21 protein-coding genes and 2 riboswitches are annotated in these 26,516 nt (G+C 70.4%); of the genes, 15 read left to right on the forward strand and 6 right to left on the reverse strand.

The genetic code is table 11. The features are described from left to right. Positions 1–59 precede the first annotated feature (59 nt). On the reverse strand, positions 60–788 hold the full coding sequence (locus UA75_RS11375) for an SDR family NAD(P)-dependent oxidoreductase (protein WP_075743680.1): 729 nt from the start codon (positions 786–788) through the stop codon (positions 60–62). A 143-nt stretch (positions 789–931) separates the two neighbouring features. Here UA75_RS11375 and UA75_RS11380 point away from each other — a divergent pair, with 143 nt between their 5' ends. Continuing rightward, positions 932–1,429: a winged helix-turn-helix transcriptional regulator gene (locus tag UA75_RS11380; RefSeq protein WP_232237725.1), complete on the forward strand. Its 498-nt coding sequence runs from the start codon at positions 932–934 to the stop codon at positions 1,427–1,429. Positions 1,430–1,813: 384 nt separating this feature from the next. On the opposite strand, the gene UA75_RS11390 is transcribed toward UA75_RS11380, so the two are convergent. Both UA75_RS11390 and UA75_RS11395 read right to left on the reverse strand, forming a co-directional pair. Beyond that, positions 1,814–2,902, reverse strand: a complete 1,089-nt coding sequence (locus UA75_RS11390) for a ribonucleotide-diphosphate reductase subunit beta (RefSeq protein WP_075740223.1) — start codon at positions 2,900–2,902, stop codon at positions 1,814–1,816. A gap of 94 nt (positions 2,903–2,996) precedes the next feature. Then, positions 2,997–5,531, reverse strand: a complete 2,535-nt coding sequence (locus UA75_RS11395; protein WP_075743682.1) for a ribonucleoside-diphosphate reductase subunit alpha — start codon at positions 5,529–5,531, stop codon at positions 2,997–2,999. A 184-nt stretch (positions 5,532–5,715) separates the two neighbouring features. After that, positions 5,716–5,962: riboswitch (cobalamin riboswitch) on the reverse strand. A 186-nt stretch (positions 5,963–6,148) separates the two neighbouring features. On the opposite strand from UA75_RS11395, the gene UA75_RS11400 reads away from it, so the two are divergent. The 5 genes from UA75_RS11400 to UA75_RS11420 all read left to right on the forward strand — a co-directional run bounded on the left by UA75_RS11400 (position 6,149) and on the right by UA75_RS11420 (position 11,936). Further along, positions 6,149–7,150, forward strand: coding sequence for a metal ABC transporter solute-binding protein, Zn/Mn family (locus UA75_RS11400; RefSeq protein ID WP_075740224.1), 1,002 nt, complete (start codon positions 6,149–6,151; stop codon positions 7,148–7,150). Next, positions 7,147–8,202 carry a metal ABC transporter ATP-binding protein gene (locus tag UA75_RS11405; protein WP_075740225.1) on the forward strand — a complete coding sequence of 352 codons (1,056 nt, stop codon included), beginning with the start codon at positions 7,147–7,149 and terminating at the stop codon, positions 8,200–8,202. The genes UA75_RS11400 and UA75_RS11405 overlap by 4 nt, the downstream gene beginning before the upstream one ends. Next, positions 8,199–9,221, forward strand: a complete 1,023-nt coding sequence (locus UA75_RS11410; protein ID WP_075740226.1) for a metal ABC transporter permease — start codon at positions 8,199–8,201, stop codon at positions 9,219–9,221. The genes UA75_RS11405 and UA75_RS11410 overlap by 4 nt, the downstream gene beginning before the upstream one ends. Then, complete coding sequence (locus tag UA75_RS11415) at positions 9,218–10,099, forward strand: metal ABC transporter permease (protein ID WP_075740227.1); 882 nt, start codon at positions 9,218–9,220, stop codon at positions 10,097–10,099. Before UA75_RS11410 ends, UA75_RS11415 begins: the two co-directional genes overlap by 4 nt. A gap of 289 nt (positions 10,100–10,388) precedes the next feature. After that, positions 10,389–11,936 carry a multicopper oxidase family protein gene (locus tag UA75_RS11420; protein WP_075740228.1) on the forward strand — a complete coding sequence of 516 codons (1,548 nt, stop codon included), beginning with the start codon at positions 10,389–10,391 and terminating at the stop codon, positions 11,934–11,936. Between the two features lie 7 nt (positions 11,937–11,943). On the opposite strand, the gene UA75_RS11425 is transcribed toward UA75_RS11420, so the two are convergent. Continuing rightward, positions 11,944–12,726: a TetR/AcrR family transcriptional regulator C-terminal domain-containing protein gene (locus UA75_RS11425; protein WP_075740229.1), complete on the reverse strand. Its 783-nt coding sequence runs from the start codon at positions 12,724–12,726 to the stop codon at positions 11,944–11,946. Positions 12,727–12,898: 172 nt separating this feature from the next. On the opposite strand from UA75_RS11425, the gene UA75_RS11430 reads away from it, so the two are divergent. Then, complete coding sequence (locus UA75_RS11430) at positions 12,899–13,858, forward strand: ATP-binding cassette domain-containing protein (RefSeq protein ID WP_412459534.1); 960 nt, start codon at positions 12,899–12,901, stop codon at positions 13,856–13,858. Next, positions 13,855–14,649, forward strand: a complete 795-nt coding sequence (locus UA75_RS11435; RefSeq protein ID WP_075740230.1) for an ABC transporter permease — start codon at positions 13,855–13,857, stop codon at positions 14,647–14,649. The genes UA75_RS11430 and UA75_RS11435 overlap by 4 nt, the downstream gene beginning before the upstream one ends. A gap of 796 nt (positions 14,650–15,445) precedes the next feature. On the opposite strand, the gene UA75_RS11440 is transcribed toward UA75_RS11435, so the two are convergent. Then, the gene (locus UA75_RS11440) at positions 15,446–15,994 is read right to left on the reverse strand and encodes an acyl-CoA thioesterase (protein ID WP_075740231.1); all 549 of its coding nucleotides are present in this window, start codon (positions 15,992–15,994) and stop codon (positions 15,446–15,448) included. 109 nt (positions 15,995–16,103) lie between these two features. After that, positions 16,104–16,327: riboswitch (cobalamin riboswitch) on the forward strand. Between the two features lie 148 nt (positions 16,328–16,475). Between UA75_RS11440 and metE the strand changes: the two genes are divergently transcribed. The 7 genes from metE (at position 16,476) to UA75_RS11475 (ending at position 25,406) form a co-directional block, all read left to right on the forward strand. Continuing rightward, positions 16,476–18,776 carry a 5-methyltetrahydropteroyltriglutamate--homocysteine S-methyltransferase gene (gene metE / locus UA75_RS11445; protein WP_075740232.1) on the forward strand — a complete coding sequence of 767 codons (2,301 nt, stop codon included), beginning with the start codon at positions 16,476–16,478 and terminating at the stop codon, positions 18,774–18,776. 258 nt (positions 18,777–19,034) lie between these two features. Beyond that, positions 19,035–20,120, forward strand: coding sequence for an S-(hydroxymethyl)mycothiol dehydrogenase (locus UA75_RS11450; RefSeq protein WP_075740233.1), 1,086 nt, complete (start codon positions 19,035–19,037; stop codon positions 20,118–20,120). Next, the gene (locus UA75_RS11455) at positions 20,120–20,749 is read left to right on the forward strand and encodes an MBL fold metallo-hydrolase (protein ID WP_075740234.1); all 630 of its coding nucleotides are present in this window, start codon (positions 20,120–20,122) and stop codon (positions 20,747–20,749) included. Before UA75_RS11450 ends, UA75_RS11455 begins: the two co-directional genes overlap by 1 nt. A 233-nt stretch (positions 20,750–20,982) precedes the next feature. Beyond that, positions 20,983–22,128 carry an N-methyl-L-tryptophan oxidase gene (solA, locus tag UA75_RS11460; RefSeq protein ID WP_075740235.1) on the forward strand — a complete coding sequence of 382 codons (1,146 nt, stop codon included), beginning with the start codon at positions 20,983–20,985 and terminating at the stop codon, positions 22,126–22,128. A gap of 816 nt (positions 22,129–22,944) precedes the next feature. Continuing rightward, positions 22,945–23,409: a helix-turn-helix domain-containing protein gene (locus tag UA75_RS11465; RefSeq protein WP_157434122.1), complete on the forward strand. Its 465-nt coding sequence runs from the start codon at positions 22,945–22,947 to the stop codon at positions 23,407–23,409. Between the two features lie 124 nt (positions 23,410–23,533). Further along, a complete protein-coding gene (locus UA75_RS11470) occupies positions 23,534–24,067 on the forward strand; it encodes a hypothetical protein (protein ID WP_157434123.1) in 534 nt (177 codons plus the stop codon). A gap of 73 nt (positions 24,068–24,140) precedes the next feature. Beyond that, a complete protein-coding gene (locus UA75_RS11475; RefSeq protein WP_075740236.1) occupies positions 24,141–25,406 on the forward strand; it encodes an MAB_1171c family putative transporter in 1,266 nt (421 codons plus the stop codon). Between the two features lie 56 nt (positions 25,407–25,462). Here UA75_RS11475 and UA75_RS11480 read toward each other — a convergent pair whose 3' ends face one another. Then, a complete protein-coding gene (locus tag UA75_RS11480) occupies positions 25,463–26,335 on the reverse strand; it encodes an LLM class F420-dependent oxidoreductase (RefSeq protein WP_075740237.1) in 873 nt (290 codons plus the stop codon). Positions 26,336–26,516: the final 181 nt, after the last annotated feature.

The following is a 26,516-nucleotide window of genomic DNA, read 5'->3' on the forward strand; positions in this document are numbered from 1 at the left end:
CGGCGTCCGGCACCCCTGGTCCGGCACCCGGGCAGGTCGCCCGCTGGACTTGGCTCGCGTCACCGAGGATCGGCGGCGACGGGCGGGCCCTGCGTTGCGAGGTGCGCGGCGAGTCGGGCCCGGAACTCGTCGAGATCGCCGACGACCTCCTCGACGCGGTCGGCGTGTCGATGCAGGTCGAGGTATCGGGCGCCGATCGCGTCCGGATCGCCGTCGCCCGCGCCCGCCGCGATGCGGGTGCCGATCGTCACGGTGGCGACGTGGACGCCGTGTGGTGCCAGCTCCTCGTGCAGGGTGTGTGCCCAGTTCCGCAGGCCCGCCATGGCGAGTCCGACATTGGCCAGGATCGGCACGGGCTCGCTGGCGGAGATCCCGGTGGTCAGCAGCACGGTCCCGGCCCCCTTGGCGAGCATGTCGGGTAGCACCCGGCCGACGGCGGTGATCGCCCCGAGCACGTGCAACGCGAACTGCGCGGCGGCGGACTCCACGGTGGTCTCGGCGGCCGAGGTGATGCTCCCCGTCGGACTGGGGCTGTACTCCAGCACGTCGATCTCGCCGAGGGCGTCCTTCGCGGCGGTCAGGGCGTCGGCCAGCGATGCCCGGTCCAGGATGTCCGCCGGGAAGGCCCGCGCGGTGACGCCCCGCGCCTGAAGCTGCGCCGTCAGCTCGGCCAGCGTGGCGGGATTCCGGGCGATCAGCCCGACCCGGAACCCCTCGGCTCCGAAGGCCCGTGCGACGCCCATGCCCAGCCCCGGGCCCGCCCCGACGATCACCAAGGTCTTGCTCATCACCGCTCCGATCACTTCAGGACGTCAGGGGATGACGGCTCCGACGTCGACACTTACGCTTTGTGCGTAGCAGCATCGTTTGTCATCGAGGGTCCAGCCACAAGACGGCACATTCATGTCAGTCACGAACACGGAGGTGACCATTGGCCGCCACCAGCGACTCGGCGGCGACGCGACGCGCGTTGCCGTCCTCGCCATGGCCGGAGCCGGGCACGGCAGAGCCCGCCGAGGAGGTCTGCCGCCAGGTGCTCTCGATCCTCGGCAGGGTGGGTGACAAGTGGAGCGTGCTGGTGATCGGCGCGCTGGCGGAGGGAACCCTCCGCTTCGGCGAGCTGCATCGCACCGTCACGGGCATCTCGCAGCGGATGCTGACCCTGACCCTGCGCCAGCTCGAACGCGACGGGCTGCTCACACGCACCGTCTACGCGAGCGTCCCGCCCAGGGTGGACTATGCGCTTACCGGACTCGGCGAGACGCTGCTCGACGCGGTGATCGGACTCTCCGACTGGGCCAGGGACCACCGCGTGGAGATCAACGAGAACCGCAGCCGCTACGACGAGGGGACGACGGGCCCGAGCAGCGACGCGGGTACGGCTCGGCGGTCGACGCTGCCGGAGCATCGGATAGCAGGCATGGGATAGCGGCATCGGACAGCCGGGACGCGAGTGCCGCCGCAGGCCGCAGGCCTACTACTCGTCATGCCTGCCGGTCGGCAGTTCCGAGGACTGCCGGAACTCGTGTTTCGTGGCCGACCTGATCTATGCCGACGTGATCTGTTCCGCACGCACTCCGACCGGCTCCTCTTCGCAAACCGGCTGGGTCGGTCTCACGCCGAGGCGCTGTCCGGTCCGGCTCCGCGAGGTCGAGTCTGCGGCGCGGCCCCGGTGCCCTCGGCTGAGCCGGACCGGCACACCGAGGTGGGGGAGGTGCTCGGACAGATCGTTCTTCCCCGCACGTTCGGAGAAGAAGGCAGCGAGTACAGCGCTGACATGATCACCGACCACCTCCCCCTGATCGCTACCCGATCAGTCCCAGTCCAGCGCCCCGCCGGTCTGGTACTCGTTCACCCGCGTCTCGAAGAAGTTCTTCTCCTTCTTGAGGTCGATCATCTCCGACATCCACGGGAAGGGGTTCTCCGTCGCCGGAAACACCGGCTCCAGACCGAGCTGTACGCAGCGTCGGTTGGTGATGAAGTGCATGTACTGCTCGCAGGCGTCGGCGTTGATGCCGAGCACGCCCCTGGGCATCGTGTCGTGGCCGTAGGCCACCTCCAGCTCACAGGCCTCGACGAGCATCCGCCGCACCTCGTCCTGGAACTCCTCGGTCCACAGCCGAGGGTTCTCGATCTTGATCTGGTTGATGGCGTCGATGCCGAAGTTCAGGTGGATCGACTCGTCCCGCAGGATGTACTGGTACTGCTCGGCGATGCCGACCATCTTGTGCCGCCTGCCCAGCGAGAGGATCTGGGCGAAGCCGGTGTAGAACCACATGCCCTCGAAGATCACGTAGAAGGCCACCAGGTCCCGCAGGAAGGCCTGGTCGGCCTCGAAGGTCCCGGTGCGGAACTCCGGGTCCTCCAGGTTGCGGGTGTACTCCAGTGCCCACGCCGCCTTCGCGGTGATCGAGGGCACCTCCCGGTACATGTTGAACAGTTCGCCCTCGTCCAGGCCGAGGCTCTCGCAGATGTACTGGAAGGTGTGCGTGTGCACGGCCTCCTCGAACGCCTGGCGGAGCAGGTACTGCCTGCACTCCGGGTTGGTGAGCTGCCGGTACACCGCCAGCACGATGTTGTTCGCGACCAGCGACTCCGAGGTGGCGAAGAAGCCCAGATTGCGCTTGATCATCCGACGCTCGTCGTCGGTCAGCCCGTCGGCGGACTTCCACAGCGCGATGTCGGCCTGCATGGAGACCTCGGTGGGCATCCAGTGGTTGTTACAGCCCGCGAGGTACTTCTCCCAGGCCCAGCGGTACTTCAGCGGCAGCAGCTGATTGACGTCTGCCCTGGCGTTGATCATCGCCTTGTCGTCGACGTCGACCCGGCCGCCCTGGCGGTCGATCTCGCCGAGGCCGCTGCCCTCGACGGGGGCGGTGCGCTGCGTCTCGACTCCGGTCATCGGTCTGCTCCGTTGCGCTCGTGTTCGGTGGCGGCCCTGCTGCCGGGCCCCGTGCCTGCTCCGGCGGTCGGCCGGGTGATCGGGTGCGTCCTGGTCACTGGCAGGCCTCGCAATCCGGCTCGTCGATCGCGCAGGCCGCCGCCGAGATGGCGACGGGAACCTCGGCCGCCGGGACGGGCGTCGGTGCTGGTCCGCCCGCCTGGACCGCGTTGAGCCTGCCGTCGGTGCCCTGCAACGTGCTCTTCTCCACGTGGGTGGCGCTCTGCGCCCGCAGGTAGTACGTGGTCTTCAGGCCGGAGCGCCAGGCCAGCCGGTACAGGGTGTCGAGCTTGCGGCCGCTGGGCTCGGCCAGGTAGAGGTTCAGCGACTGCGCCTGGTCGAGCCACTTCTGCCTGCGGGAGGCGGCCAGCACCAGCCACTTCGGGTCGATCTCGAACGCCGTGGCGTAGAGCGAGCGCAGCTCCGCGGGCACGCGGCCGATCGCGCCCAGCCTGCCGTCGTGACGCTTCAGGTCGGCGATCATCTGCTCGTCCCACAGACCCCGCTCCTTCAGCGCGGCCACCAGATGCGGGTTGACCACGGTGAAGTCGCCGGACATGTTCGACTTCACGAACAGGTTCTGATACTGCGGCTCGATGGACTGGCTCACGCCGCAGATGTTGGCGATGGTCGCGGTCGGCGCGATGGCCATCACGTTCGAATTGCGCATTCCGACGGTGCGGACCCGTTCGCGCAGGGACTGCCAGTCCATCGTGGACGTCGTGTCCATGACCAGGTCGCCGCTCTGCCGCTGCTCGGCCAGCAGGGCGATCGAGTCGATGGGCAGCACGCCCCGGCTCCACAGCGAGCCCGCGTAGGACTCGTAGCTGCCGCGCTGCGCCGCCAGCTCGCTGGACGCGGCGATGGCGTGGTAGCTGATCTCCTCCATGCTGCGGTCGGCGAAGGCCACCGCCTCATCGGAGGCGATCGGCAGACCGAGCTGGAACAGGGCGTCCTGGAAGCCCATCATGCCCAGGCCGACCGGGCGGTGCCGCAGGTTCGACCGTCGTGCCTCGGGGATCGTGTAGAAGTTCACGTCGATGACGTTGTCCAGCATCCGCACGGCGGTGGTGACGGTGGCGGCCAGCCGCTCCCGATCCAGCTCCAGCCGTCCGTCGGGGCCGGGGCGCAGGTGCTCGGCCAGGTTGACCGACCCGAGGTTGCAGACGGCGACCTCGTCGGCGGAGGTGTTCAGCGTGATCTCGGTGCACAGGTTCGACGAGTGCACCACGCCGATGTGCTGCTGCGGCGAGCGCAGGTTGCACGGGTCCTTGAAGGTGATCCACGGGTGGCCGGTCTCGAACAGCATGGTCAGCATCCGCCGCCACAGCTCGACGGCCCGGACCCGGCGGAAGACCCTGATCTCACCCCGGTCGGCGGCCCGCTCGTACTCCCGGTACCGCTCGGCGAACGCGGTGCCGTAGAGGTCGTGCAGGTCGGGGACCTCGTCGGGGGAGAACAGCGTCCACTGGTCGTCGGCCTCGACGCGGCGGAGGAACTCGTCGGGAACCCAGTTCGCCGTGTTCATGTCGTGGGTGCGGCGCCGGTCGTCGCCGGTGTTCTTGCGCAGGTCGAGGAACTCCTCGACATCGACGTGCCAGGTCTCCAGGTAGGCGCAGACCGCACCGAGCCGCTTGCCGCCCTGGTTCACGGCCACCGCCGTGTCGTTGGCGATCTTCAGGAAGGGGACGACGCCCTGCGAGCTGCCGTTGGTGCCCTTGATGTGCGCGCCGAGGCCGCGGACCGGCGTCCAGTCGTTGCCGAGTCCGCCCGCGTACTTCGACAGCATGGCGTTGTTGCGGATGCCGTGGAAGATCCCGCTCAGGTCGTCCTCGACGGTGGTGAGGAAGCAGGACGAGAGCTGCGGTCGGGTGGTGCCCGAGTTGAACAGCGTCGGGGTGGAGCACATGAAGGCGAAGGTGGACAGCAGCTCGTAGAACTCGATCGCCCGCGCCTCGCGCTCGTCCTCGCGCAGTGCCAGGCCCATCGCGACGCGCATGAAGAACATCTGCGGCAGTTCGAACCGCACGCCGCCGCTGTGCTGGAGGTAGCGGTCGTAGAGCGTCTGGAGGCCGAGGAACTGGAAGTCCCGATCGCGCTCCGGGCGCAGCGCGGCGGCGATCCGGCCGAGGTCGAAGTCGGCGAGGGTCGGGTCGAGCAGGTCCAGGGCGATGCCGCGCCGCACGAAGGCCTCGAAGGCGGCCGGGTAACTCGCCGCGACCGCCTCGGGGCTCGCGTCGGGCACGGGGCGGCCGAGGAAGGTCAACGCCTCGGCACGCAGCTTCTCCAACAGCAGCCGGGCGGCCACCTGCGAGTAGTGCGGCTCGATCTCGACCATGCTGCGGGCGGCCATGATCTGGGCCAGCGCCAGCTCGTCGGCGTCGATGCCGTCGTAGAGGTTGCGCACCGTCTCGTCGAGGACGGTCTGCGCGGTGACGCCTGCCAGCCCGGCACACGCCTCGTGCACGGTCGCGGCGAGCCGTTCGACGTCGAGTGGAGCGAGAGCGCCGTCCGCGTCCTTGACCCGGATCACCCGATCGGGAAGTTCAAGCGGCGCGGGAGCGGCGGAGGCGGGAATCCCCTCGGCGATCGCGCGGCGATCTGCCTGAACGGGTCGTGCTGGTCGGAGTGACTCGACGGTCACGGTGGTCTCCTCGTAGCCGGGGCGGCATCGGTTCACCCCCGAGGAGGAGCGCGCGGCAGCACGCGGACCTGCCGATGGCATGATCCGTCGCTGTCCACACGGCCCACCCTCGAGGCCTCGGACGGCGTGCTCGGTGGCACGCGCCGATGGCAGGTCTTCGGACTCACGGGCTTCCGGCGAGGTGGGACTCGCCGGTCCTACGGCCGTCACTTCCCGAGAGACCGAGGTCTCCTAGTGTGTGCACCGTCCGGTATGGACGGCGACGGCCTTCGTTCCCGTTCACCGCTGCGGGGCAGTCCCGGACTCGCACCGGGTTCCCTGTCTCCTCGTCATGACACCGGCAGGCGCCCTGACGAACCATCAGCGGGGGTGAGACTACATGTTGGGGTCGGTGCTTTGTCTCACCCCAACATCCTGGCGTGTTCCCGACTGTGGTCGGCTAGGGTGACTCGCCGAGAACGAGGCGATCACAGGGTGACCGGGCCGACCGGGAGGGTGACGCGACCCGGTTCTTAGTGAAAACTGCTCTCATCAGAGTGGGCGTCCTTCTCGAGAGGAGAGCCGTGGACGGGGCAACGGAAGCCGAATCGGGCAGACACCGCAGCAGAGCCCGTCGCCGCCGCCGCGTCGTGCTGGGCATCACCTCGGCGCTGCTGGTCGTGCTCGCCGCGTCGGCCTGGGCAGTGCGCCAGGACGTCGGCGGCGGATACAGCGAGGCAGGGAGCAGACTCCGGGTCGTGACCACGACGAACTTCCTCACCGACGCCGTCGGTGAGATCGGCGGCACCGACATCGAGCTGACCGGGCTGATGGGCAGCGGCGTCGACCCGCATCTCTATCAGGCCCAGGCGGGTGATCTGCGGCTGCTGCGGGAGGCGGACCTGATCGTCGCCGTCGGCCTGCATCTGGAGGCCGGGCTCCGGCCGGTGCTCGACGATCTCGCCCGCGACACCACGGTCCTGTTCGTGGGCGAGACCGTGCCGACCGCCTCGCTCCTTCCCGCCGAGGAAGCGGGCTCGGCGACGGAGTACGACCCGCACATCTGGTTCGACGTGGCACTGTGGCGAGACGCACTCGCGTCGGTCGGCGGCACGCTCGCCGAACTCGATCCCGACCGGGCCGACCGCTTCGACGGCCGCTGGGAACGGCATCGCGTCGAGCTGAGCGAACTGCACGAGGAGGTCGGCGAGCGGCTCGCCGAGATTCCGGAGTCCCGCCGCATCCTGGTCACCTCGCACGACGCCTTCCGCTACCTGGGCCGCGCCTACGACATCCGGGTCGAGGCGGTGCAGGGCGTGTCCACTGTGGACGAGGCGACCATCGGCGACATCGATCGAGTGGCGGGCGTCATCGCCGAGCACGGCGTGCGGGCCGTGTTCGTCGAGTCCAGCGTGTCCGGTCAGACCGCTGCCGCGGTGCTCGACGCGGCGGCCGCCCTCGGCGCGACGGCGACGCTCGGCGGAAGCCTGTACTCCGACGCGGCGGGCGCGGAAGGCACGCCGGAGGGCACCTACCTCGGCATGGTCCGCGCCGACGTCGACCTGCTCGTGGCGGGACTGCGATGATCCGCCGCGCAGCCGCCACGCCCGATTCGCCGACTCCAGGGGCGACCGAGCCCGCGCCCGCCCTCGTCGCGACGGGGCTGACGGTCGGCTATCGCGGGCGGACCGTGTTGACGGTGCCGGAGCTGGTGGTGCCCGCAGGCCGACTCACCGCCGTGGTCGGGCCCAACGGCGCGGGCAAGTCGACGCTGATCAAGGCCGCGCTCGGTCTGCTCCCGTCGACCGGGGGCGCCATCCGACTGCTCGGCGAGCCGTTGGCCCGGGTGCGCAGGCGGGTGGCCTACGTGCCGCAGCGCGATGCCGTCGCCCAGGACTTCCCCGTCACGGCCGTACAAGTCGTGGAGATGGGTCGCTACCCGCATCGCGGCTGGTTCCGCAGGCTGACTCGGGAGGACGACCGCGCCGTCAGCGAGGCCATGCTGCGGACGGGGGTCACCGACTCGGCCGACACGCCGTTGGACGAGCTGTCCGGCGGTCAGCGGCAGCGGGTGTTCCTGGCGAGGGCACTGGCCCAGCAGGCCGACCTCCTGGTACTCGACGAGCCCTTCGCCGCCGTCGACACGAGCACCGAGACACGACTGCTGACGCTGCTCGTCGAGCTGTGCGAGCAGGAGGGCCGCTCGGTGCTGATGGTGCATCACGACCTGCGCACGGTGCAGGACCACTTCGACCACGCCGTGCTGCTGTCGGGCCGGGTGATCGCCGACGGGCCGGTGAGCCGCGTGCTGCGGCCCGAGCACCTGGAGGCGGCCTACGGCATCCCGATGCCGAGTCGCGCCGACTCCGCAGACCGCGACGCCCACTCCGCGACCCCGCCGACGGCGGACGGCACCGACCGGACCACCGAGGCGGACGTCGAAGGCCGGGCACCTGCGCGCGGCTCCGCTGCGTCCGACCCGACCGCTCCCGGTTCCTCAGCGTCCGGTTCCTCAGCATCCGATTCCTCAGCGTCCGATTCCCCAGCGTCCGATTCCCGAGCGTCCGATTCGAACGCGCCCGATTCGGACACACCCGGCTCGGATTCGGCAGGGTCCGGACCGGAGCGGACGGGATGACCGGCGGAGTCCTCGGTCTGTCCTACGCCGCGTCCGTGGTGATCGGCGGCTCCGCGCTGCTGGGCATGCTGGCCGGAGTCCTCGGGCCCTTCGCCGTACTGCGCGGTCGAAGCATGTTCGGCGACGCGATGAGTCACGGGACGCTGCCCGGCGTGGTGATCGCCTTCATGGTCGGGGGAGTGAAGGACGCTCCGGTGCTCCTGATCGGGGCGGCGATCTCGGCGCTGCTCGCCGCGCTGGCCATGATCGGTCTGGAGCGAGCCGGGCGGGTCAGCCCGGACGTGGCGATCGGCGTGGTGCTCTCCGCCGCCTTCACCCTCGGGATCGTGTTGCTGACCCGGCTCTCCGCCGCCGGGTCCGGCGGACAGAGCGGTCTGGAGGAGTACCTCTTCGGGCAGGCCGCAGGCCTGGTGCGCGGTGATCTGGTGGTCGCGGCGATCGTCGGGGCGCTCGCGATCGGCGCCGTCCTGGTCTGGTTCCGGCTGCTGCGGACCGCGATCTTCGATCCGGGATTCGCCTCGGTCGCCGGAGCGCCGGGCTGGGCGGTGGACGTGCTGACCACCGCGCTGCTGGTCGTCGGGATCGTGCTCGGTGTCCGCACCGTGGGGGCGATCCTGATGGTCGCGCTGCTCGTCGCGCCTGCCGTGGCCGCGAGGCAGCTCACCACCAGGCTGTCGACGCTGGTTCCACTGTCCGGCCTGATCGGCGCGGCGGCAGGCGGGGTCGGCGCCTTCGTGTCCGGCCGGGCCGACCTGCCCACCGGGCCCGCGATCGTGTTGCTGGCGACCGCCGCCGCCCTCGCGTCGGTGCTGCTGGCACCGCGCCGAGGCGTGCTGCTGCGGGCGGTCCGGTCTCGACGTCATCGCGGCGGTGTGGCCGAGGAACGGGGCCTGTCGGGCGACGGGAGCAGGCACGAACCCGATCCGCTCACCGCCGGTGCGGCGTCGGAGAGCCCGCACCGTGTCGGCGGGCCTTCGCCAGGCGAGGCATCGTCTCGATTCGGGGAGGGCAGGCGATGAGCGCCGACGACGTCGTGATCATCCTCACCGCCGGCCTGCTCGGCACCGCCTGCGCGATGCTCGGCTGCTTCCTCGTGCTGCGCAGACAGGCCCTGCTGTCCGACGCGATGAGCCATGCGGCGCTGCCGGGGATCGTGCTGGTGTACCTGATCACCGGTCAACGGGCGCCGCTGACCATGATCCTGGGCGCCGCCGCATTCGGCGTCGTGTGCGTGCTCGGCTACACGGCGCTGCGCCGCAGCGGCCTGCTCGGCCCGGACGCCGCCATCGCCCTGGTCTTCCCCGCGCTGTTCTCTCTCGGGGTCGTCGGCGTGAGCAGACACGCCTCCGGCGCGCATCTGGACCTGGACGCCGCGGTCTACGGCGAGATCACCTTCGCCCCGCTGCGCACCATGGCGATCCTCGGCGTCGACGTGCCCCGATCGCTGGTGATCACCGGCCTCGCGGCGCTGTCGGTGCTGGCGGTGGTGCTGGTGCTCTGGCGGCCACTCCAGGCGGCCACTCTCGATCCGGAGTTCGCGCGCGTCGCAGGCCTCGGCTCCCGCGTCGTCGATCGCACGGTGCTGGTGGCGACCGCGCTCGTGGCGGTGACGGCCTTCGAGAGCGTCGGCGCGATCCTGGTGGTGACCTTCTTCATCGTCCCCGCCGCGACCGGCGGCCTGCTCGCGGTGCGGCTGGACGGGATGCTGGCCATCGCGGTGACCTCGGCCTGGGTCGCGGCCATCGCCGGGCAGCGACTGGCCGTCGGGCTGAACGCGTCGATCGCGGGCACCGTCGGACTCACCGCCGTCGGACTCTTCGTGCTGGCACTGCTGTTCGGCAGGCGCCGGGGCCTGCCGAGGACCTTCCGACGCTCCGCCCGAGAGGCCCAGGGCTGACCCTGCCGTCGAGCCGCCCGACTCCGGGTCTGGGCGCTGCTCGCGACGGCGCCTCCTCGCGCCGTCGTCCGTCGCGACCGGCCTCGGCGGGCACCGTCGGACTACATCCGAGGGAGTAGCGGCCCACACCCGAGATACCCCGGCGGGCGGATCGACTACCGACAGGCGGTGGACGACGCGCGCGCGGTGGCTCCGTAACGTGGTAGAACGATCGCTCTTCGTATCGGGACGCCGCGGGCGCACGGGAACCGTCGCACGTCTGGATCGGCATTCACTGGAGGACCTGGGCATGACGCTGACTCGAAGGACCATGCTTCGACTCATCGGTGGTGCGGTGGTGTCGCTGCCGTTGCTGTCGGCCTGTGCGGCGGAGGGCAGCACCGGAATCCTGCTGCCCAGCGGTGCCCCGCTGCCCGATCCCTTCGGCGTGCCGCTGCCCGTTCCGCCGGTGCTCCAGCCGACCGGGACGGACGAGACGACCGACTACTACGCGATCACTCAGCGCGCGGCGGACGTCGAGATCCTGCCGGGCCTGACCACGGAGGTCTGGGGCTACAACGGGATCTTCCCCGGTCCGACGATCGTGACGCGGCGCGGCAGACGGGTGGTCGTGCGGCAGCGCAACGAACTGCCGGTGCCCGTCGCGGTGCACCTGCACGGCGGGGTCAACCCGGCCGAGCACGACGGATATCCGACCGATCTGATCCTGCCGGTCGGCGGCTGGGAGCCGAACCCCGAGCATGCCGCGCACCATCCGATGGGCGACACCACTCAGGACGAGCGGGAGTACGTCTATCCGCTGGAACAGCGAGCGTGCACCCTCTGGTACCACGACCATCGGATGGACTTCACCGGCCCGCAGGTCTACCGAGGTCTCGCGGGCTTCCACCTCCTCCGCGACGACGGCGAGGACGCGCTCGGGCTGCCCTCGGGCGATCGGGACATCCCGTTGATGATCTGTGATCGCAGCTTCACCGAGGACGGCTCCTTCGACTACCCGTCGCTGGACCCCTCGCTCGGCGGCGCTCCCGGCGTCGGCGAGGAGATGATGGAGGGCGTCCTCGGCGACGTCATCCTGGTCAACGGGGCGCCGTGGCCTTATCTGGAGGTCTCCGACACCCGGTACCGCTTCCGCATCCTGAACGCCTCCAACGCCCGGCGTTATCAGCTCCAACTCGATCCGCCGCCTGCGGACGGCCCGTCCTTCGTGCAGATCGGCAGTGACGTCGGGATGTTGGGCGCGCCGATCTCCCACGATCAGGTCGAGATCGCCTCGGCGGAGCGCTTCGACCTGGTGATCGACTTCTCGGCCTACCCGGTCGGCACCGAGGTGACGCTGGTCAACGCCTACGGGACCGAGACGACCCGACCGGTGATGCGCTTCCACGTCGTCCGGGAGGAATCCGACGACAGCAGCATCCCGGACCGTCTCGTCGAGTTCGAGACCCTCGATCCCGCCACGGCCGTCGTCGAACGCGACTTCCGCTTCGCCAGGGACCGGATCGACGGCGAGCGGATGTGGACGATCAACGGCGAGCCGTTCGACCCCGAGCGCATCGACGCCGATCCGGCCCTGGGATCGGTCGAGATCTGGCGGCTGCGGACGAACGTCCATCACCCGGTTCACCTGCACATGGCGCACTTCCAGGTGCTGACGCGCAACGACCGCGAGCCGGGGCCCTACGACGCGGGCTGGAAGGACACCATCGACCTGGCGGGCGGGGAGGAGGCGGAGATCATCATCCGCTTCGCAGGCCACACCGGGCGATACGTGTTCCACTGCCACAACCTGGAGCACGAGGACATGATGATGATGGCGAACTTCCAGGTCTCCTGACAGCGGCTCAGCTCGCTCGACCGCGTTGCTCGATCAGCGTCGCGATGCCGCTCAGGATGAGTTCGAGGCCGAACTCGAAGTCCTCGGCCAGATAGTCCGCCGCCTGCGAATCCGGAGGCTCGTTGTCGAAGACGCCGTCGGAGATCAGCGCGGACAGCGCGGGGTGGGTCGCGGGGTCGACGAGCCGTGCCAGGGTCTGTCCGTAGCCGTCCGCGCTGCTCTGCTGCGGGTCGGGTCGGGAGAGGTCCTTGGCGAAGGCGGCCTCATGGCGGACATAGCCGGTGATCGTCGCGATCACGCCCAGCTTCTCGGTCTCGTCCAGGCCGGTGTCCTGCATCGCGGCGAGACCGCGTTCCATCCAGTCCAGTGACGCCGGGGTCAACGGCGGGCCGGTGATCTTCATGTCCGAGAGCCAGGGATGGCGGACGTACATGGTGACCTGATCCCGAGTCCAGGATTCCAGCCTGCCCCGCCAGCCGGCGGACGACGGCGGGGCGGGCGAGGCGGCGGTCATCGCCGTCGCCTTGTCGTGCATGAGCACCAACAGGACGTCCTTGCTGCTCACGTAGCGATACAGCGACATCGTGGTGAACCCGAGCCGGTGGGCGACGGCCGCCATCGAGAGTCCGGCGAGCCCCTCGGCGTCGGCGATCTCGACGGCCGCCGTGACGACGGCCTCCAGGCTCAGTCCCGGCCGGGTGTTCCGTCGGGGGGCCTCCCGGCCTGCGGCCTCGCCCTTCCACAGCATCGTCAGGGCCTGAGACAGCCCGGCTGTCGCGTTGGTGTCCATCGTCTCCCGCGTCCGTCGTCCGGTTGACCCGCATCCTAGGTCTGTGTATAGGATACACTCGAACGTACGGCATAAACTCAGTCGTTTATCTCATATACAGGTACTGGTCCGGTGTCGTCGAGGCGACCTCGGGGGTCGATGACGCCTGATTCAGAGAAGAAGGGGGAGAGACATGGTGATGGACCCGATTATTCGGGCCGTCGGACTCACCAAGTCCTATGGTGACAATCCGGTGCTGCGGGGGGTCGACCTCCAGGTGGCACCCGGCACGATCTTCGCGTTACTGGGCCCCAACGGCGCCGGTAAGACGACGATGGTGCGCATCCTGTCGACGCTGATCCGTCCCGACGGGGGGCGGGCCTTCGTCGCTGGCCACGACGTGGCGCGCGAGCCGAAGGCGGTGCGTGGCGTGATCAGTCTCACCGGGCAGTATGCGGCGGTCGACGAGCTGCTCACTGGGCGAGAGAACATGGTGATGATGGCCCGACTGAACCGTCTCGGCAGGTCGGCGGCCCGCGAGCGGTCGGCCGAGCTGTTGCGGCGGTTCGACCTCGAAGACGCCCAGGACCGCCTGGCGGGCCGCTACTCCGGCGGAATGCGCCGCAGGCTAGACCTCGCGATCAGCCTCATCACCGCCCCGCCGGTGATCTTCCTCGACGAGCCGACCACCGGGCTGGACCCGCGCAGTCGGCAGACGATGTGGAGCGTGATCCGGGAACTCGTCGACGAGGGCGTCACCATTCTGCTCACGACGCAATATCTGGAGGAGGCGGATCAGCTCGCGAATCGGATCGCCGTTCTGGACGGCGGCCGAATCGTCGCCGAGGGCACCGCCTCGGAACTCAAGAGGGGATTGTCGGCGGGCACGGTCGAGCTGACCTTCTTCGACGTCCCGGCGTTCGACCGAGCCGCCCGATACCTCGGGCACGAGGCGCTGCACCGCGATCAGACGAACCTCTGTCTGCGGGTCTCGTTCGACGGCCACGCCGAGCAGGTGCGTGTCCTGCTGGAGCGGTTGCGACAGGCGGGTGCGCCTGCGGCGAGCCTCGAGCTGCACACCCCGAGTCTCGACGACGTGTTCCTCTCCCTCACCGACACCGCCCGCGCACCTCAGGAGACGGCAGCCCGATGACCGCAACGACCAGCCCGACGACTCGCCCCAGCCTGCGCTGGGCCGTCTCGGACGTCCTGACCATGATCGGCCGGAAGCTCCGGCACGTCCTGCGCACGCCGGACGAACTGATCGTGTCGTTGATCCTGCCGATCACGATGATGCTGCTCTTCGTGTTCGTCTTCGGCGGTGCGCTCGACCGCAGCGGCGGCTACGTCGACTACGCCGTTCCCGGCGTGCTCATCCTGTCGGCGGGCTTCAGCGCCTCGCAGACGGGGATCGGCCTGACGAGCGATCTGGTCACGGGCGTCGTCGATCGATTCCGCTCACTGCCGATCGTCGTGTCCTCGGTGCTCACCGGGCATGTGGTCGCGAACCTGCTGCGCAACCTCGTCTCCACGACACTGGTGATCCTCGTTGCACTGCTGATCGGCTTCCGACCCGCCGCGAACGTCCTCGAATGGGCGGCTGCCTTCGGGGTGGTGGCCCTCTACATCCTGATGATCAGCTGGCTGTCGATGATCTTCGGACTGCTGGCCAAGACCGTGGAGGGTGCCGGCCAGTTCTCCTTCGTCATCCTCTTCCTGCCCTATCTGAGCAGCGCGTTCGTCCCCACCGAGACGATGCCGGACGCACTGCGCGTCGTCGCGGACAATCAGCCTGCCACGCCGGTCATCGAGACGGTGCGGGCGCTGCTGACGGGGTCGCCGGTCGGGAACAGCGCGGCATGGGCCCTCGGCTGGTGCGTCGGGCTCGGCGCGCTGGCGTTCGTGATCTCCAGCGTGCTGTTCGTCCGTCGCACCAGCCGCTGACCCTCGGCTGATCTCGATGCGCGCGGCGGCGGTGCACCGTGGGGGAGAGCCGCTGATCCGCACGACGTCGGACGATCGACCGAGACGGGGCCCCGTGCCCTCGGCGGCGCGCCCGGAGCGGCAGCGTCCCTGGCATCTCGGTGCCGCGAAACCCGGTGACGGGGACGAGAACGGGGATCTCGACCGCGGTCAGCCGGGCACGGCGCCCGTACCGGCAGGCGCCGTGGCGACACGGTGCTCCGCAACGGACGGTGGCTCCGTGGTGAGTGGACGGCCGATCGGCAGGCCCGATGACGCCGCCCCCGGCCGTTCTCCGCGCTGACGGAGCGCGGCCGGACTCCCCCGATCGGGCGGATGACGAGCGCCGGGGGTGTGCTCGGTCGGTGAGGGGGAAGCCGTCACGGTGTGGGGCGGCGGCCCTGCGGACGGCACGGCAGGCGGGTGCAGGGGGGAGGCCCGTCTGTGGTGTCGCCCGATGTCTGCTCGGGTCCGCTGTTGCACGTGCGGGCGGTTCGTCGTCGATGAGGGGTGACGACGAACCGCCCGCACTCGGCTTCTCCGCCCCGACCATCCTCGCCGGGCCTGCCTGTCGGCGGGTTCGCCTGCGCCGGGACGCAGCCATCGTTCGCTGCGAGCGCCGAGGGCGGGCGGCTGCCCTGCCTCGCAGGCCGCGTGCGGCGGGGAGTGGTCGGGCGGGCACCGGTCCGGCCCCGCCGAGCGACCTCGCCGGCCTGGCCCGGACGGGACAGGCCGCCGCCGTGCCTGCCCGCCGGATCGCCTCGGCGCCGACCGTGACTCAGGAGCGGGCAGCGGGGTCCGAGGCCGCAGGCTCGGGGCCGACCTCTCGACTGCGCTTGATGGCCGCGCGTCGGGCCAACCGGTGCTCACGGCGGATGCCCGCCTCGGCGTGCCGTCGTCGATCGGTCGCCGACTCGGGAAGGACCTCGGGAACCGGTCTCGGCTTCCCGTCGGAGTCGACCGCGACGAACACCAGGTAGGCGCTCGCCACATGCGTGGGCGGCACCGACTCGTTCCAGCGCTCGGCCACGACCCGCACCCCGACCTCCATCGAGGTGCGACCCGTCCAGTTGACCTGGGCGCTGGCGTGTACGAGATCACCGACGCGAACCGGGATCAGGAACAGCATCTCGTCCATGAACACTGTCAGCGCCGTGCCACCCGAGTGTCGCCCGGCGCAGGCCGCCGCGACGTCGTCGACGAACTTCATGATCACGCCGCCGTGCACCGTGCCGTACAGGTTCGTCTCGGTCGCGGTCATGATCTGACTGAGCGTGGTGGCCGCTGCCGAGGTCGGCTTACCGGGAAGCTCGGAGACGGGATGCATGGCGTCGAGGGTAGGCGATCCCGGCCTGCGAGATGTCGAGTCCGCGTCGAGACGAGCCCGTTAGGATCGGTTTCGCCGATGGTTCGTCGGCGTCCACGGCCCACGCCGAACGGCGTGGATCAGCGGCGGTGACGAGGCAAGAGGGAACCCGGTGGGAATCCGGGACTGCCCCGCAGCGGTGAGCGGGAACGAACTCCGTCACCGTCCTCACAGCGAGGACGGTCACAGCACTGGAGGTCCGGCCTCCGGGAAGCGACGGACAGTAGGTCAGCCGACCTCGACGGTCGGAAGCGCCCGTGAGTCCGAAGACCTGCCGTCGGCGGCGCGGTCCCGACGGGTCCGTGCCGCTCCGAGGTCTTCGCGGGAGGACCGGGGTGAGCAGTCAGTCGGGGACCGGTCTCGGTCCTGCCCGTTCTGCTCGCGTTCCGGTCGCTCGCGTGCCCGCCTCGGGGTTTCGTTGCCGCCTCGCGAGGAGAGAGCAGTGACCCATCGCACGCATGTCCCGGCGCTCGGCGCCACGGTCCTGGGCTACCCCCGGATCGGACCCGATCGAGAACTCAAGCGTGCCCTGGAGGCGTACTGGGCCGGGCGGATCGACGCCTCGGCCCTGCACGAGGTCGCGGCCGCATTGCGCGCGGCCACCTGGACGGCCTTGCGGGACGCAGGCCTCGGCTCGGTGCCCTCCAACACGTTCTCCTACTACGACCAGGTCCTCGACACGGCGGTCCTGGTCGACGCGTTGCCCGCCCGCTATACCGAGTCGGGTCGCACGCCGTTGGACGCCTACTTCGCCGCCGCCAGGGGAGCCGACTCCCTCGCGCCCCTGGAGCTGACCAAGTGGTTCGACACCAATTATCACTACCTGGTGCCCGAACTGGGCCCGGACACCGTGCTGCGACTGGCCGGCCGCAAGCCGGTCGAGGAGTTCCGGGAGGCCGCTGCCCTCGGCATCACCACCCGGCCGGTGCTGATCGGGCCGGTCACGTTCCTGCTGCTCTCCAAGTCCGCCCCCGACGCTCCGGCAGGCTTCGACCGGCTGGACCTGCTCGACGCGATGATCGACACACAGCTGGAACTCCTCGCCGAGCTGGCGGACGCGGGCGCGGAATGGGTCCAGTTCGACGAACCCGCCTTCGCAGCCGATCGGACTCCGGCGGAACTCGACGCGCTCGCCCATGCCTACCGCAGGCTCGGCGAGGCTCAGCGGCGACCCAATCTCCTGGTCACCGGCTATCACGGTGCACTCGCTGACGCACTGGGCGTGCTCGCCGACGCGCCGATCGAGGCCGTCGGACTCGACCTCGTGGCGGGTCGGGCCGACCTGGTGGGCATCGCGAGCATCGCCGGGATTCGGAACAAGACCCTCCTCGCCGGGGTCGTCGACGGACGCAACGTCTGGCGCACCGACCTCGACGAGGCCCTCGCCTACTGCGCGACTCTGCTCGGGGTGGCCGACAAGGTCGAGGTCGGCACCTCCGCGCCGTTGCTGCACGTCCCCTACGACCTCGACGCCGAATCCGGGCTCGACCCCGCGCTGCGTGCCCGGCTCGCCTTCGCTCGACAGAAGGTGGACGAGGTCGTCCTGCTGAGCAAGGCGCTCAGCGGGGCCGACGAGGTGGCCGCCGAGCTCCAGGAGTCGCGGCGGGCCCTGCGGGCACGCGAAGGCGCGGCAGCCCGCGACCAGCGGGTCAGGGCCAGGCTCGACTCGCTGCGTCCGGAGCACAGCAGGCGGGCCGACTATCAGGTCCGGGTCGAGGGCCAGGCCGAACGGCTGGGCCTGCCGCCGCTGGCCACCACGACCATCGGCTCCTTCCCCCAGACCGGCGGGGTTCGCCGGGCGAGGGCGGACCGCCGGGCGGGCCGGATCGACGAGGACGAGTACCGGCGGCGGATGCGCGCGGAGATCGCCGACGTCATCGCGCTTCAGGAGGACATCGGCCTGGACGTGCTGGTCCACGGCGAACCGGAACGCAATGACATGGTGCAGTACTTCGCCGAGAACCTGGCGGGCTTCCTGTCCACCGAGCACGGCTGGGTGCAGTCCTACGGCTCCCGCTGTGTCCGGCCGCCGATCATCCACGGCGACGTCAGCAGGCCCGCCCCGATGACCGTCGAGTGGAGTTCCTACGCACAGTCGCTGACCGAGCGGCCGGTCAAGGGGATGCTCACCGGACCGGTCACGATCCTGGCCTGGTCTTTCGTCCGAGACGATCAGCCGCTCGGCGACACGGCACGCCAGGTGGCGCTGGCGCTCCGCGACGAGATCCGCGATCTGGAGAGCGCCGGGCTGCGCATCGTGCAGGTGGACGAACCCGCGTTGCGGGAGCTGCTGCCGCTGCGGGAGGCCGACCGCGCCGACTACCTCGCCTGGGCGGTCGACTCCTTCCGGCTGGCGACCTCCGGCGCCGCCGACAGCACGCAGATCCACACCCATCTGTGCTACTCGGAGTTCGGGGACGTCATCGACGCGATCGACGCGCTCGACGCGGACGTGACGACGATCGAGGCGGCGCGCTCTCGGATGGAGGTGCTGGACGACCTGCACAAGATCGGCTACCGCCGAGGCGTGGGTCCCGGCGTCTACGACATCCATTCGCCGCGAGTGCCCGACGAGGCCGAGGTGACCCGGCTGATCGGCGCGGCGCTGGACGCGGTGCCCGGCGACCGGTTGTGGGTGAATCCCGACTGCGGCCTGAAGACCAGGGGATACGCCGAGGTCGAACCCGCCCTGCGTGCCATGGTCTCGGCGGCCCGAGCCCTGCGGACGCAGGTTCGCGGCTGACGTTCGCCGATGCCCGGCGCCGGACGTCACCCGCGAGTGAGTCCGGCGCCGGGCGTCGAGCGATCCGCTGGATCGGCCGTTCTTCCCGGCAGGCGGCGGCCGATCCGACCCCGAGGCACTCGGTGTGTGCGTCACCCCCGGAAGGGGGCCTGCGGACTCCCCGCGTGGCGGTGGATCGGCGGCCTGTGCTGCTCTACCGTGATCCTTCGCCCCGACGCCGCCGAGGCGCCGGGCACCGGGTCGACCAGAGGAGTTCGGATGCCGCAGCAGGTCAGAGCGGTCGTGGCCACCGCACGGGACGCCCCCGTCACCGTCGAGACGATCGTGGTCCCCGATCCGGGACCGGGCGAGGTGGTGGTGGACGTCGCGGCGTGCGGGGTGTGCCACACGGACCTGCACTACCGGCAGGGCGGTATCAACGACGAGTTCCCCTTCCTCCTCGGACACGAGGCGGCGGGCACCGTCGAGTCCGTCGGCGAGGGCGTCGAGGACGTCGCCGTGGGCGATTACGTGGTGTTGAACTGGCGTGCGGTCTGCGGCCGATGTCGCGCGTGCAGCCGGGGCCGACCCTGGTACTGCTTCGCGACGCACAACGCGACGCAGCAGATGACGCTGACCGACGGCACCCCGCTGTCCCCGGCGCTGGGCATCGGGGCCTTCGCCGAGAAGACCCTGGTCCACCAGGGCCAGTGCACGAAGGTCGACCCGAAGGCCGAGGCGGCGGTGGCCGGGCTGCTCGGCTGCGGCGTCATGGCCGGGCTCGGCGCGGCGATCAACACCGGCGAGGTCGGTCGGGGCGACTCGGTGGCGGTCATCGGCTGCGGCGGAGTGGGCGCGGCGGCCGTGGCGGGTGCGCGGCTCGCGGGCGCGTCCAAGATCATCGCGGTGGATCTGGACCCGCAGAAGCTGGAGTGGGCCACCGGGCTGGGCGCAACCGACACCGTGCGTGCCGACCAGGTCGACGTGGTCGCCGCCGTCAAGGAGCTGACCGGCGGGCACGGGGCGGACGTCGTCATCGACGCCGTGGGAATCCCGCAGACCTTCACGCAGGCCTTCTACGCGCGCGATCTCGCCGGGAAGGTCGTGCTGGTCGGGGTGCCCACCCCGGAGATGACGCTGGAACTGCCGCTGCTGGACGTGTTCTCCCGAGGTGGCGCGGTCAAGTCCTCCTGGTACGGCGACTGTCTGCCCAGCCGCGACTTCCCGATGCTGATCGACCTCTACCTCCAGGGCAGGCTCGATCTGAAGGCCTTCGTCACCGAGAAGATCGGGCTGGAAGACGTCGAGGACGCCTTCGCTCGGATGCATCAGGGCGACGTACTTCGCTCGGTGGTGGTGCTCTGATGGCGGCGCGGATCGAGCAGGTCGTCACCTCGGGAGTCTTCAGCCTGGACGACCAGGACTTCGAGGTCGACAACAATGTCTGGCTGATCGGCGACGATGCCGAGGTCGTCGTGGTGGACCCCTCGCACGACCCGGCGGCCGTCGAGCAGGCGGTGGCGGGCCGCCGGGTGACGGCCGTGGTCTGCACCCACGGGCACAACGACCACGTCAACGGGTCGGTGGCCCTCGGCGCCGCCGTCGGCGCGCCCGTGCTGCTGAATCCCGCCGATCGTGAGCTCTGGGACCAGGCGCACCCCGGTGTCGAGCCGGGCGGTGAGCTGGTCGACGGGCAGGTGCTCACGGTCGCGGGCATCGAACTGCACGTCCTGGCCACGCCCGGCCACACCTGGGGCTCGGTGAGCCTCCATGCCCCGGCACTGTCCGCCGTCTTCACCGGCGACACCCTGTTCGAGGGCGGGCCGGGGGCCACCGGTCGGTCGTTCTCCGACTTCCCCACGATCATCGCCTCGATCCGGGATCGGCTGTTGACCCTGCCTGCGGAGACGGTGGTCTACACCGGGCACGGGGATCGCACGACCATCGGTGCCGAGGCACCCGCCCTGCCTGCCTGGATCGCCAGGGGACACTGAGTCCTGCCTGCCTGCCTGCCCGCCCGCCGACGTCCGATGTCGTGGCGGGCGGGCTCTTTCGCCGAGCTGAGCCGCAGCCCGCGCAGGCGCGGGCCCTGCGGACCCGCCGTGGCGACCGGCGGTCGAGGAAGGGTCTGGACAGCGAGCGGCGGAGCCGGGCAGAGTCCGAGGCGGGCTGCGCACGACGGAGCCGGACAGCAGTCGCGAACCCCGAAGTATGAGGTGAGTCCACGATGTCCTCCCACGATGTGATCGTCATCGGCCTCGGCGGCATGGGCAGTGCCGCGGTTCATCGACTCGCCGCCAAGGGCCTGCGGGTGCTCGGCCTCGACCGGTTCCCCGCCGCCCACGATCAGGGCTCCAGCCATGGCGGATCGCGGATCATCCGGCAGGCCTACTTCGAAGGCGCGGACTACGTTCCCCTGCTGCTGCGCGCCTACGAGCTGTGGGACGAGCTGGAGGCCGAGTCCGCCGTGGAGATCCGGCATCGCACGGGCGGCCTGATGATCGGGGCGGGGGACAGCCTCGCGGTCGCGGGCAGCCTGACGAGCGCGCGGGAGCACGGACTCGACCACGAACTGCTGGACGCCGCCGAGATCCGCCGCCGGTTTCCCACGATGACCCCGGCCGACTCGGACATCGCCCTCTACGAGGCGGCGGCGGGCTTCGTCTCGCCGGAGAACGCGGTGCTGGCCAACCTGACCATGGCCCGACGCCACGGTGCCCAACTGCGGCACGGCGTCCGGGTGGACTCCTGGGCCGCCGACGACGCGGGCGTGACCGTGCGCACCGAGGACGGCGTCCATCGGGCCGATCACCTGGTGATCTGTCCTGGCGCGTGGGGTCCCGCACTGCTCGCGGAACTGGGACTCCCGCTCGTCGTCGAGCGGGTGGTGCAGTTCTGGTTCCGGCCGACCGGCCCGCCGGAGGTGTTCGCCGAGCAGCGGCACCCGATCTTCATCTGGGAGGACGCCCGGCAGCGGCAGGGCTATGCCTTCCCGATGCACGCCGAGTCCGACGGCACGGTGAAGGCGGCCTTCTTCCGTGGCGGCGCCACCTGCACGCCCGACACGATCGATCGCCGCGTGGCACCGGGCGAGGAGGAGGAGCTGCGGCAGTTCTTGTCGAACCGCGTGCCCGCACTGCCCGGCCCGCTGGCTCGGGCGAAGACCTGCATGTACACCACGACCCCGGACGAGGATTTCGTCATCGGCGCCCATCCGTGTCATGACCGGGTCACCCTGGCGTGCGGCTTCTCCGGGCACGGGTTCAAGTTCGTGCCCGTGATCGGCGAGATCCTGGCCGACCTGGTCACCGACGGCGCCACCCGCCATCCGATCGACATGTTCGATCCCCGCCGGTTCGGCGTCGAGGACTGATCGACCGGGGACACCCTCGGCCGAGGCCGGTCGCCCGGCTGCGACCGTCCGCCTGCGTCCTCAACCGGCGCGGACCCTCGCGGGCTCGGCCGGTTCGGGAATTCCCGCTTCGACACCTGCCCGGCGGACTGCTGCCCCGATAGGCCGGACTTCGCGGCAGGCGACGGTGCGGCGGCAGGCGGAGACGTGCGGCCGCTCGCCGTCGGACGCCGCCGGCTTCTCCGACCCGCCGCGTTCGTCCCGCGTGGCGGGACGAGACCCGGGCAGCAGACGTGCCACACCCGAACGTCGGTCCCTGGCGGACGTTCGGCAGGCCGCCGCCCCGGCGTGGTCGGCCGGGGCAGGGGAGTGTCACGCGGGTACGGGCGAGCAGGCGCGGCGGCACAGGTTCGGCGCGGCGAAGGCGCAGGAGAGCGAAGGGCTCGGATTCCGTCGGTCGAGTCCGCGACGAAACGGGCGGAGGTGACCGCAGTGTGCGACAGGCCGAAGTCACCGGCGGCCGGGGCGGTCCGCCGACGCTGCACGGCCTGGTCAAAGCCGACGATCCTCGAGCCCAGCCGGTGGCGGCGTAAGTCGATCACCGCCCGGACGCCCCTCCCCGACATCCGGGCGGTGACCCACCTTGCCGCCCCCGGCATCCCCAGGCTGGCGCGTGGACCTCCACTCCAGTGGAAGTTGACAAGGCTCGATCTTCAGGTCAGTTGAGCCGTCGTCAGTGGAAGTCTAGGGTTGAGACAGAGGTTTTTTCAACCGGGGTGAAGATGTTGCTCCATTCGTGTTTCTCATGAGTGGAGATCGGACTGGGGAGTGGTCACCGTGGCGGTGTCGGACACGCAGGGCGAACGTAGCCTGGCCGACAAGCTGAACTACCTGTTCAGCAAGGTCCGCGTGGCGGGCCAGGCCGAGTACAGCAACGAGCACGTCGCCGCAGCCATCAGGGAACAGGGCGTCAACATCTCGCAGAGCTACATCTGGGCGCTGCGCAAGGGACGCTCCGACAACCCGACCAAACGCCACCTGGAGGCGCTGGCGAGCTTCTTCGGCGTGCCGCCCGCCTACTTCTTCGACGACGCCCACGCCGCCCGCGTCGACGCGCAGCTCGACCTGATCACCGCGCTGCGCGACGCCGACGTCCGCGACGTGGCCCTGCGGACCATGGAGCTGGACGACGACGCTCGGCGGTCGGTGGCCCGCATCGTCGCCGAGATCAGCCAGATCCGAGGACTCCGTCCCGGCGGCCCGGCGGGTCAGAACACCTCGCCCTCGGCCCCGGACGCCTGACGGCCGCCGACATATGACGGGCGGGCGTGACAAAATCGAGTATGGCCTCCACAGGGTGCAGTTCACCCCTCCCGTGTGTCTTCGCCTTGCTCGAGGCTGGGCACCGCCGCTGATCAGGGAGGCGATGACCCCGATGCACTATCAGGAACTGCGGCGGCGTTGCCAGGACCGCGTGCGCAGGCTGGACGAGGAGGCGGGCATCCCGCGCCCCTTCGAGCTGCGCGTGTTCCTGGATCGGCTCGCGGAGCAGCGGGGACGGCCGATCCTGCTGCATCCGAGCGAGCACGTCGCGGGTCGCGCCTGCGGTCTGTGGCTCGATCTGGGCGACGCCGACGTGATCGCCCACGCCATGACGACCCCGCTGCACGTGTGGCACATCGTGCTGCACGAGGTCGGTCACATGATCTCCGCGCATCGGGGCGGGCAACTGCTCGACCGGGACTTCCTGCGCAGGCTCGCACCCGACGTCGACCCGGCCGTGGCGGTGCGCATGATGGGTCGCACCTCCTACTCGGAGATCGAGGAGCAGGAGGCTGAGATGATCGCCTCGCTGATCCTCGAACGTGCGCGCCATCGAGGCGGGGAGACCGTCAACGACCCCGCCTCGCCACAGGCCGCCCAGATCGCCGACCGGTTCTGCGACGTGTTCGGCGGCTGAGCGAGCACGTGACGTCGAGAGGCCCGACAGGCACACCCGTCGCTCAGCCCGCTCGGCAAGGAGATCGATCCGCATGGTCACGCTGCTCTTCCTCAGCGTCTCGGCGCTGACCTTCCTCGCCGCCGGATACCGTGCGTATCGGGCGTTACGTTCCGTCGGCGATCGAGCGAATCCGGGACGATGGGCCTTGGCGGGCCTGCTGGCCGCGCTCGGCTTCGCCTTCTTCGTGCTGGCGCCCGCCGTGCAGGAGATCGAGGGCCGGATCTACCCGAATCTGGGCAGGCTGCTCTCCAACACCGCCACCCTGACGGCCGCGCTGTCCGCACTGGCACTGGTCCTCTACCTCGCCTACCCGGCAGCCCAGGCGCGGACGCGCCTACCGCGACACCTGATCACCTACGGGGTCTCGATCGTCGCGATGTGGGTGTTGTTCTTCCTTGCCGACATCCCGGAGAGTCGAGGACTGTTCTCCGAGTACTACGCGACCCATCCCACCCTGGCCTGGTACGTCCTCGTCTACTCGGCCTATCTCGGCGCGGTGCTGATCGACCTCGGCCGGATGACCCTGCGGTACTCCTCGGCCACCCGAGGCCCGCTGCGCCTCGGTCTGCGGCTGCTGGCGCTCGGCTGTCTTCTCGGGCTCTCCTACATCGGCGAGAAGCTGGTCAGCACCATCCGGCAGACGCGGAACGGGCCCGACGAGACCGCCGAGTTCTGCGTGCATCCCTTCGAGAACTTCGGCTGCACCATGGCGGTCGGGATGCCCGCCATCTCGGTCCTGGTGATGCTGCTCGGGATCTCGCTGCCGGTCATCGTCCCGGCGGTGGTCCGGGCCGCGCGGTGGCCGCGGGAGTACCGGGTTCACCGTGAGCTCCGGCCGCTGTGGACGGCGTTGTACACGGCGGTGCCCGAGATCGCCCTGACCTCGCCGCAGGCCGTGACGGGCAGCTACGCCCGTCGGGACGTCGGGATGCGGTTGTACCGGCGCGTCATCGAGATCCGCGACGGAGCGCTCGTCCTGCGGCCCCATCGTGACCCGGCGGTGGAGGCGCAGGCGGCCGAGCGGGCGCGAGCGTCGGGCATCGACGGCGACGAGCTGGCCGCGACGGTGGAGGCCGTGGGGCTGGCGGCGGCGATCGAGGCCTTACGGCACGGCAGCCCTGCCCGAGACGGCGAGGCGGAGGAGTCTCCGGTGGGACGTACCGAGATCGAGCCGGAACTGCGCAGCGAGGCCGCCTTCCTGCGGCTCGTCTCGCGGGCCTTCGTCTCCTCTCCGCTGATCTCGGAGCTCGTGACCCCGTCCGGCCCTGATCGGTCGGACGAGACCGCCGCCGACTGATGCCGGATCGCGGCGGCCCGCCTCCGCCGGGCCGCAGCCCGCTCTGGCCGCTCGGCTCAGAGCCGGGCCGCGGCCGGGACGAGTCGGGCCCCGATGATCTCCAGCGGAGTGATCGAATGCACGTCGGGGACCGCCCCGATCACGCGGGTGATGCCCAGTTCGGCGGCGTCGCCCATGGTCGTGAGCAGTGCGTCGACGTTCTCTCCCCGGCTGCCCACGTCGAGCGGGAGGATCATCGTCTTCTCGATGTCGTCGTAGTCCCGTCCCTCCCGCTCGCAGTGCTCCCGAAGCACCGCCAGCTTGTGCGCCAGCTCGGGTCCGGGGAACAGGTTGCACGCCTGGGCGTACCGGGCCACCAGCCGCAGCGTCTTCCGCTCGCCCCCGCCCCCGACCATGACGGGCGGGTGCGGTCTGGACAGCGACTGCGGTGAGTTCAGCGGCCGGGCCAGCCGGAAGTGGGCGCCGACGAACGGCGACTCGTCGTCGGACCACATCCGCAGGGCGATCCGCAGCGTCTCCTCGAGCTGCTCGAACCGCTGTGCTCTCGGCGGGAAGGGCAGACCGAGCCCGTCGGCCTCCTCCTGATACCAGCCCGCGCCGATCCCCAGCTCGGCACGCCCGCCGGAGAGCACGTCCAGCGCGGTGACGGCCTTGACCAGCACGGCGGGCGGCCGGTAGGTCGCGCCGGTGACCAGGGTCAGCAGCCGGACCCGTGACGTGTGCGCGGCGAGGAAGCCGAGCGTGGTGTACGCCTCCAGCATCGGGTCCTCCTGGGGACCCAACGAGCTGAACTGGAAGAAGTGGTCCATCACCGCGATCGAGTGGAAGCCGGTCTCCTCGGCCGTGCGGGCGACGGCCGCCAGCTCGGCGCCCAGTCTGCCGGGACCGTCGGGCCAGGCGAAGCGGTTGATCTGAAGACCGAGTTCCATGCCGGGTCCCCTCTGGTGCTCGACGTGGCGTGCCCGCGTGCCCGCCCGAGTCAAGCACGACCCGTCAGACCGTGCTGATCGTCCGCTCCCCGCCTGCTGCGCAGGCCGGATCGGCCCCTGACGTCGGAATGCCCCGCCGCCGCTCGGGAGTGAGCGGTGACGAGGCATTCGCGTACGTGCG

The sequence above is a fragment of the Actinoalloteichus sp. GBA129-24 genome (assembly GCF_001941645.1).
Lineage (GTDB): Bacteria > Actinomycetota > Actinomycetes > Mycobacteriales > Pseudonocardiaceae > Actinoalloteichus_A > Actinoalloteichus_A fjordicus.

Excerpts from the sequence above, each read along its gene's own strand:
- UA75_RS11375 (WP_075743680.1), bottom strand. The coding sequence starts at position 788 with ATGAGCAAGACCTTGGTGATCGTCGGGGCGGGCCCGGGGCTGGGCATG.
- UA75_RS11390 (WP_075740223.1), bottom strand. The coding sequence starts at position 2,902 with ATGACCGGAGTCGAGACGCAGCGCACCGCCCCCGTCGAGGGCAGCGGC.
- UA75_RS11405 (WP_075740225.1), top strand. The coding sequence starts at position 7,147 with ATGATCCGCCGCGCAGCCGCCACGCCCGATTCGCCGACTCCAGGGGCG.
- UA75_RS11410 (WP_075740226.1), top strand. The coding sequence starts at position 8,199 with ATGACCGGCGGAGTCCTCGGTCTGTCCTACGCCGCGTCCGTGGTGATC.
- UA75_RS11415 (WP_075740227.1), top strand. The coding sequence starts at position 9,218 with ATGAGCGCCGACGACGTCGTGATCATCCTCACCGCCGGCCTGCTCGGC.
- UA75_RS11420 (WP_075740228.1), top strand. The coding sequence starts at position 10,389 with ATGACGCTGACTCGAAGGACCATGCTTCGACTCATCGGTGGTGCGGTG.
- UA75_RS11425 (WP_075740229.1), bottom strand. The coding sequence starts at position 12,726 with ATGGACACCAACGCGACAGCCGGGCTGTCTCAGGCCCTGACGATGCTG.
- UA75_RS11430 (WP_412459534.1), top strand. The coding sequence starts at position 12,899 with ATGGTGATGGACCCGATTATTCGGGCCGTCGGACTCACCAAGTCCTAT.
- UA75_RS11435 (WP_075740230.1), top strand. The coding sequence starts at position 13,855 with ATGACCGCAACGACCAGCCCGACGACTCGCCCCAGCCTGCGCTGGGCC.
- UA75_RS11440 (WP_075740231.1), bottom strand. The coding sequence starts at position 15,994 with ATGCATCCCGTCTCCGAGCTTCCCGGTAAGCCGACCTCGGCAGCGGCC.
- UA75_RS11450 (WP_075740233.1), top strand. The coding sequence starts at position 19,035 with ATGCCGCAGCAGGTCAGAGCGGTCGTGGCCACCGCACGGGACGCCCCC.
- UA75_RS11455 (WP_075740234.1), top strand. The coding sequence starts at position 20,120 with ATGGCGGCGCGGATCGAGCAGGTCGTCACCTCGGGAGTCTTCAGCCTG.
- solA (WP_075740235.1), top strand. The coding sequence starts at position 20,983 with ATGTCCTCCCACGATGTGATCGTCATCGGCCTCGGCGGCATGGGCAGT.
- UA75_RS11470 (WP_157434123.1), top strand. The coding sequence starts at position 23,534 with ATGACCCCGATGCACTATCAGGAACTGCGGCGGCGTTGCCAGGACCGC.
- UA75_RS11475 (WP_075740236.1), top strand. The coding sequence starts at position 24,141 with ATGGTCACGCTGCTCTTCCTCAGCGTCTCGGCGCTGACCTTCCTCGCC.
- UA75_RS11480 (WP_075740237.1), bottom strand. The coding sequence starts at position 26,335 with ATGGAACTCGGTCTTCAGATCAACCGCTTCGCCTGGCCCGACGGTCCC.